Origin of the sequence: Chitinophaga sp. (assembly GCF_036569125.1) — a bacterium.
GTDB lineage: Bacteria > Bacteroidota > Bacteroidia > Chitinophagales > Chitinophagaceae > Chitinophaga.
The window spans coordinates 1-6,084 of record NZ_DATCRF010000841.1 but is presented as its reverse complement, the minus strand read 5'-3'; the positions used below and the strand labels follow the sequence as shown (position 1 = coordinate 6,084).

Below are 6,084 nucleotides of genomic sequence, written 5' to 3'. Positions count from 1 at the left end.
GCGTAGGGTCAGGTAATCAACCCACTTTACATTTTCCATAAAAGGCTCCCGGTCTGCATTCCAGGCGCCGCCTACGCTCCAGGTGGGCAGCCAGCGTGCGCGGGTGGATTTGCCCAGGCGGTTGGAACCGTCGTAACGTGCAGTGGCGGTTAAATTATACTTAGAGCGGTAGGAGTAAGTGCCGGTACCATAAAAGGCTACAAAGCGGTCGTAATCCCTGCTCATGCCGAAATAAGGGAAATTTGTTTCTATGGTTTGCTTTAGTATGCGGTAGTCATACAGCGGCGTGCCGCCGTTATTATACTGGTAGCCATAACCGGTGTTGGAAAAGTTCTGGCGGTCGGCCGATTTTACCTGCATACCACCCAGCAGGTTCAGCGCATGCTGATCGTTAAACGTATGATTGTAGTTTAAGCCGTTGCGGAAATCGTAGCTTACCAGCTGATCTTCCGTACGGTTGTAAAAACCGCCATAAGGCAGCACCACTACCGGTTCTGCTTCGGGATCATCCGGGTCGCGGTACAGGAACCTGTTATTCTGCCGGATGGTGGAATTGCCGGCTGCGCGGTAGGCCTGCGCCATGTTAGCATTCTCCGTGATCTGGTGCTCGCGGGTTGACTTTACATACCGCAACGCCCCTACGAACTCATAGCGTAAGCCGGGTGTTATCTGGTAAGAGAGATCGCCCTGCAGGCGCAGATCGATCACGTTTATATCCATGTAATTATTCTGCAGCTCATTGAGGATGTTAAAGGGTGCAAAGTTGCGGCGGAAGTATTCCGGCTTTCCCTTTTCATCATAGGCCGTTAAGGTGCGGCTGGTATTGAGGGCATAGCTGAAGGGGTTAATGTCAAAGTCGCGGTCGTACTTCCCTTCTACGGGGTTGCTGTTACGGGCCAGGGCGCCGGGCGCTTTCTGCTGGCGTACCGAGGCCAGGGTAGAAAAGCCTACGGATAAACGATCATTGAACTTGTAATTGTTGCGGAAGTTAAGCGTGTAGCGGTGTACGCGGTCGGCCACCGTCCAGCCGTTATCGCCGTAGTAGCTGGTGGAGAAATAAGACTGCGACCTGTCTGTACCAAAAGATATGCTCAGCGAATGCTCCTGCATGAAATTCTGTTTGAACAGCAGTCCAAACCAGTCGGTATTGGCGCGCGCATAACGTTTTAAATATTCCGCTCTTGCTTCGGGGGTGTTAAGCAAAGGAAAATTGCCGTTGGGATCAGCATTCATCAGCTCATACATTTTACCATACACCCCATTATCTGCTTTATCCAGTATGCTGGGGTACAGGATGCCTTTGCGGTCCAGCTCTGAGAGCACAGACATTTGCTGGCCGGAGTTCATGATGTTGTAATTGCTGTAGCTGGGTTTTAGCTGGGTGCTGAAGTTGCCGGTATAGGTAACTACGGGCTTGCCTGCACGCCCTTTTTTAGTGGTGATCACAATTACCCCGTTCATAGCGCGTGCGCCGTACAGGGCGGCTGCGGATGCATCTTTTAAGATGTCAAAGCTCTCAATGTCGTTGGCATTCAAACCTGCTACTGCGGAGCCTAAGAGGGTAGTGGGGTCGCCGCTGGACAGCTGCTCGTTGGAGATGTTCACAAGATCTTCCAGCACCACACCATCTACCACCCACAGGGGTTTGTTATCCCCGTTAATGGAGGTGGCCCCGCGTATGCGTACTTTGGGCGCTGCGCCAAAAGTGCCGGATACATTCTGTACAGATACGCCGGCGGCGCGGCCTTCCAGCATGCGGCTTACATCCACCATACCGTCTATCTTCACATCTTCGGCTTTCAGGGAAACGGCGGAACCGGCAAACTTTCTTTTGTCTACATTCTGGTAACCGGTAATGATCACTTCCGACAAATTACCTTCCAGGGAGGCCAGGCTTATATACAGGCGTTGCCCGGTAAATACCCGTACCTGCGAAGCCTTGCCTACAAAGGAAATGCGCAGGGAGTCGCCCCGGCGGGCATCCAGCATAAATTCACCGTTTGCATTGGTTTGTGTGCCTCTGCGGGTAACCAGGTTTTCGACCGTAGCACCGGGCAGCGCTACCTGTTCTTTTGCATCGGTAACCGTACCACTGGCTTTTGTGGCGGGGAGGGTGTCCTGGAAAGCTGCCACCGGGCCTGCAGCTGCAGGGGCGGTAGGTAACAGGGGCAGTAAACAACATACCAGGAACAGGATCCGGAACCATTTCACCGGGTGGAAATGACAATAGCTGTCCGTTAAAATCATAAACGATCTTTGATTTTGGTTCTAATACTTGGTGTAGCGGTCTACGATAAAAAAAATCGCATCACAGGGTAGGAGTTAAGCTCTGGTAAACATCTTTTGTAATAAGCCCGGAATATTGGTTGATAGTGCCTTTCAGTGAACTTGTATAGGTGCAAAAATGATCCTGGTATAGATGTATTTACTGAGGACCCCCTCTCACAGATTCTATCACAGATTAAATATTACGTATGTTCATTCACGTTTTATCGTGCTGTCGAAAAACCCTCGTTAATTCTCTCTTTCTAAGTTAACAAATTATTTGAACAAGTTTGATCAGTATTTTTTGGAAAAGCAGTTGCCAGGATACTTCTATAAATTATTAATTTTTAATATATTTGACGCTGGTAATTCATTAAAGTAATGAGAATGATGCTGCGTACTGTTTGCCTGTTTATCCTGTGTGGGGTTTGTTTTTACGGTAGCGCGCTTAAAGCGCAGGCGCCTAAAGTTTCCCTGAGCGCTGCTTTCCCGGAGCCTGAAGCCGATGGCTGGGATAAGGTAGTGATGCTGCCGAACGGCAATACCTGTTACTTACATTTTGATAAAAGCAAGGGAATTCAAAGCTCTTTATACAATGCCGCCCGGGAGCTTACCGTATCCGACGTGATCACGGGCCGGCAGTGGGATACACGTGATATGAACGATACTGAAATTGACGGGGTGTATGCCATTAACGGGCAGGTAGTGATCTTTTTACAGCAGCTCATTAAATATAAACCTACCCTGTTTCGTATAGTAATAGACGGTACCAGCGGTCATTTGCAGCAAGAGGATAAGATAGGGGAGCTGCCCACCGTGCTGCACCGGGAAGCATTTGCCCTGAACAACCTGGCCTCCCACGACTTTTACGTGGCTAAAGACCCTGCCAGCGGGTATTATGCCGTGGCCTTCTTTGCCGGCGGTGAGCTGCAGCGTAAGGAAAATGCAAAGGAGCGCATACAGGTACTGCATTTCAGCCCGGAGCACCAGCTGCTGAACCAGGCTTATTACAGCCTGCCGGATAGCAGCGGGCTGCCATACTACAGCTACCTGGATATGGCGGTGCAGGGTAAGGAAAACGTATACCTGTGTACGGTAGGCTTTAATACCAAACGCAACGGCCCGCAGGCACAGTCGCAGGTAATAGTATCCGTATTAAAAGCCGGGCAAACGGAGTTTCAGCACCAGCCCCTGGCCTATACCGCCAACTTTGGCAATGCCTATGCCAGCCTGCAATGGGCGGAGGCTGCCAAACGCCTGCAACTGCTGCTGGTAGCGGCGGCCGATGCGAAGGCCAAACCGGATGAGCGCCGGTGCTACCTCAATTACCTGGATAATAACGGGCAGCTGCAGCAGCAAAATGCACTGCCCATGGATAAATTAGCCAACTACAACGGCTTGCCGCAAATGCTCAGCGTACAGCCCGATGGCAGCGCCATTGTGCAGCTGGAACAAATGCAGCAGTTCACCCAGGGTAAGAACGTGTATAATATGCAGCATACCAACCTGGGGGATATTGGTATTTGCAGCATCAGCGCAGCGGGGCAGGCCGACAGTGGCTATGTGATCCCTAAAATGCAGGTGGCCAACGGCGCTTTTGAACCCTTATACCTGCAACGGAAAAGCCGCGGCACCTGGATGTTCCGCAACCGTGTGGCCGCGCTTAATACCACGCCGTACCTTTCTTTTGACCACATTCATACCAGCCACGGGGATTATACCCTGTTCAATGATTACCTGCAGGCGCTGGACCGCGGCGGCACCTTTGAGGCCCGAAAGCCCCTGCGCTACCTTACGGAGGCCAATACCATCTGCTACCGCTACCAGAAAGGCCAGGCAGAACGTTTGTTCCTGTTCGGCAATCCGCAAACAGATAAAGCGTACTATTGCATGCTGGGCGCAGCAGACCGTAATGTGCAGGAGAATAGTTATGCCACCATCCTGGTTACCCGTACGGGCGACGACCGGAAGGCCTGCATAGCGTGGATCAGTTTTTAATTACTGGAGAAAGTTTCTTCGATGGTTTGCTGTAAAGCTGTTTTCCGGTGCCGGCCGGAAACAGGCTGCTGGTGACGGGTATTCTTTAAGGTTAAATGCAGCCGGGTAACCTGCTTTTGCCGCGGGCGCTGGTGGGTGGATGTAGTTCCCTGTTCCGGCGTAAATAAATAATAGATCAGCATTACCGACAGCACAATTGCCTTGCTCACCAGGTAAAGTATGAGTATGGATATAATAGGCTCTTGGTGGAACATTTGCTTGCTATTTATGGGAATTACGTGGATATAGTCAGTGCGCTGGTTTTTCACATTCAACAAAGGCCGCAATAACATATCTAATATACATATTTTAATATAATTTTCAGGTAGATTTTGTCTTTCTCAAATTTTTCTATGCACCAGGAACACCATCTCGAAAGCTCTGATTTTATTACTGATGTGGTTATTGGCATGGCCGATGGGCTAACCGTGCCTTTTGCCCTGGCAGCGGGCATCAGCAGCGCAGTAAGCAGCAACAGTATTGTGGTAACTGCGGGGATAGCGGAAATAATTGCCGGGGCCATTGCCATGGGCCTGGGCGGTTACCTGGCCGGTAAAACCGAGTGGGATCACTACTATGCGGAGCTGAAACGGGAATATTACGAGGTGGAGCACATGGCCGAGCAGGAAAAGAAAGAGATCCGCGCCATATTTGCCGGTTATGGGATCAGCGAGGAAACGCAGCACCGCATAGCGGACGAGCTGGCCATGGATAAGGATAAATGGGTGTCTTTTATGATGCAGTATGAGCTGGGCCTGCAGCAGCCTAACCCGGCCCGTGCGCGTACCAGCGCCATTACCATTGGCCTGTCCTACATTGTGGGCGGGTTAATTCCACTGTCGCCCTATTTTTTCACAGCAGTCCCCACGGATGGGTTTAAAATATCGGCCGTGGTTACCCTCATCTGCCTGTTCGTGTTCGGTTATTTCAAAAGCAAAGCTACCGGCCAGCCCTTGCTGGCAGGGGCCTTAAAGGTAATGTGCATTGGCGCCGTGGCAGCAGCAGCAGCCTACCTGGTGGCCCGCTGGCTTTCATAACGGCAGCATTTTTGCAGCCTGTGGGGTAGAGCAAAATGCATTGTTATGACCATGAAAAAAACAACCGGGGCCAAACGGGCCATTAAAGAGGAAAAGCGCCGCACCGCAGCCACCCCCGTAAATAAAAAGGCGCCCAAAAAAGAATTTAACGACGACCGGAATAATGAGCTGGAAGGCTACGATGAAAATGAATATGACGGGAAGGACAAGGCCGATGCAAAGCGTAAAAGTGGAAAGTAACCAGCTTTCCGCTTCTTAAAATTACCTTAAAAAGGGTGGACTTATTCCCTAATCTTGCGTTCCTGCAATATCTTAGCGGTTGATAAACCAGCAAGCATTGAAACGTTTTATACAATTATTCCTGGCCTGCTTCATTTTCCTGTCACAACAGGGAATGGATGTGCACCCGCACCAGCAGGCCGTTTCAGATGCTGCTGCTTATATTACCCACACGCCTGCGCAATTTCCTGTCCGCGCAGCTGCCAGCACCCATCACCATTTATCATCAAAGCCGGAGTACTTTAAACGCCGCCCGGTTGGGTTAAATGACGGGCATGATCATGCGCCGGTTGCCTACAGCTACCAGGTACGCCCGCAATTCGTATACATTCATACCTGTTACCACCGTTACGCACAAACGTTTATTACCGTCGCCATTGACCTCAGCGACTGGCGGGGCCCGCCCGTGGCGTGATTTCCAAGAATGTAAAATGATAAATTTTAAACCGACGAAGGAGGTTCATAG

At 50.7% G+C, this 6,084-nt stretch carries 6 protein-coding genes; 4 read left to right on the top strand and 2 right to left on the bottom strand.

Features of this window, described 5'->3' with window-relative positions:
- A partial coding sequence (locus VIM87_RS31020) for a SusC/RagA family TonB-linked outer membrane protein (RefSeq protein ID WP_332000743.1) occupies positions 1-2,247 on the bottom strand: 2,247 nt, incomplete at its 3' end.
- A 405-nt stretch (positions 2,248-2,652) separates the two neighbouring features.
- Here VIM87_RS31020 and VIM87_RS31015 point away from each other — a divergent pair.
- Complete coding sequence (locus VIM87_RS31015) at positions 2,653-4,263, top strand: hypothetical protein (RefSeq protein ID WP_332000742.1); 1,611 nt, start codon at positions 2,653-2,655, stop codon at positions 4,261-4,263.
- Here the strand turns inward: VIM87_RS31015 and VIM87_RS31010 are convergent.
- A complete protein-coding gene (locus VIM87_RS31010; protein ID WP_332000741.1) occupies positions 4,260-4,517 on the bottom strand; it encodes a hypothetical protein in 258 nt (85 codons plus the stop codon). The genes VIM87_RS31015 and VIM87_RS31010 overlap by 4 nt on opposite strands.
- A gap of 138 nt (positions 4,518-4,655) precedes the next feature.
- Here VIM87_RS31010 and VIM87_RS31005 point away from each other — a divergent pair, with 138 nt between their 5' ends.
- The 3 genes from VIM87_RS31005 (at position 4,656) to VIM87_RS30995 (ending at position 6,033) form a co-directional block, all read left to right on the top strand.
- Positions 4,656-5,339: a VIT1/CCC1 transporter family protein gene (locus tag VIM87_RS31005; protein WP_332000740.1), complete on the top strand. Its 684-nt coding sequence runs from the start codon at positions 4,656-4,658 to the stop codon at positions 5,337-5,339.
- Between the two features lie 51 nt (positions 5,340-5,390).
- Positions 5,391-5,579 (top strand): hypothetical protein, encoded by a 189-nt coding sequence (locus VIM87_RS31000; RefSeq protein WP_332000739.1) that lies wholly within the window; start codon positions 5,391-5,393, stop codon positions 5,577-5,579.
- A 97-nt stretch (positions 5,580-5,676) separates the two neighbouring features.
- The gene (locus VIM87_RS30995) at positions 5,677-6,033 is read left to right on the top strand and encodes a hypothetical protein (protein ID WP_332000738.1); all 357 of its coding nucleotides are present in this window, start codon (positions 5,677-5,679) and stop codon (positions 6,031-6,033) included.
- Positions 6,034-6,084: the final 51 nt, after the last annotated feature.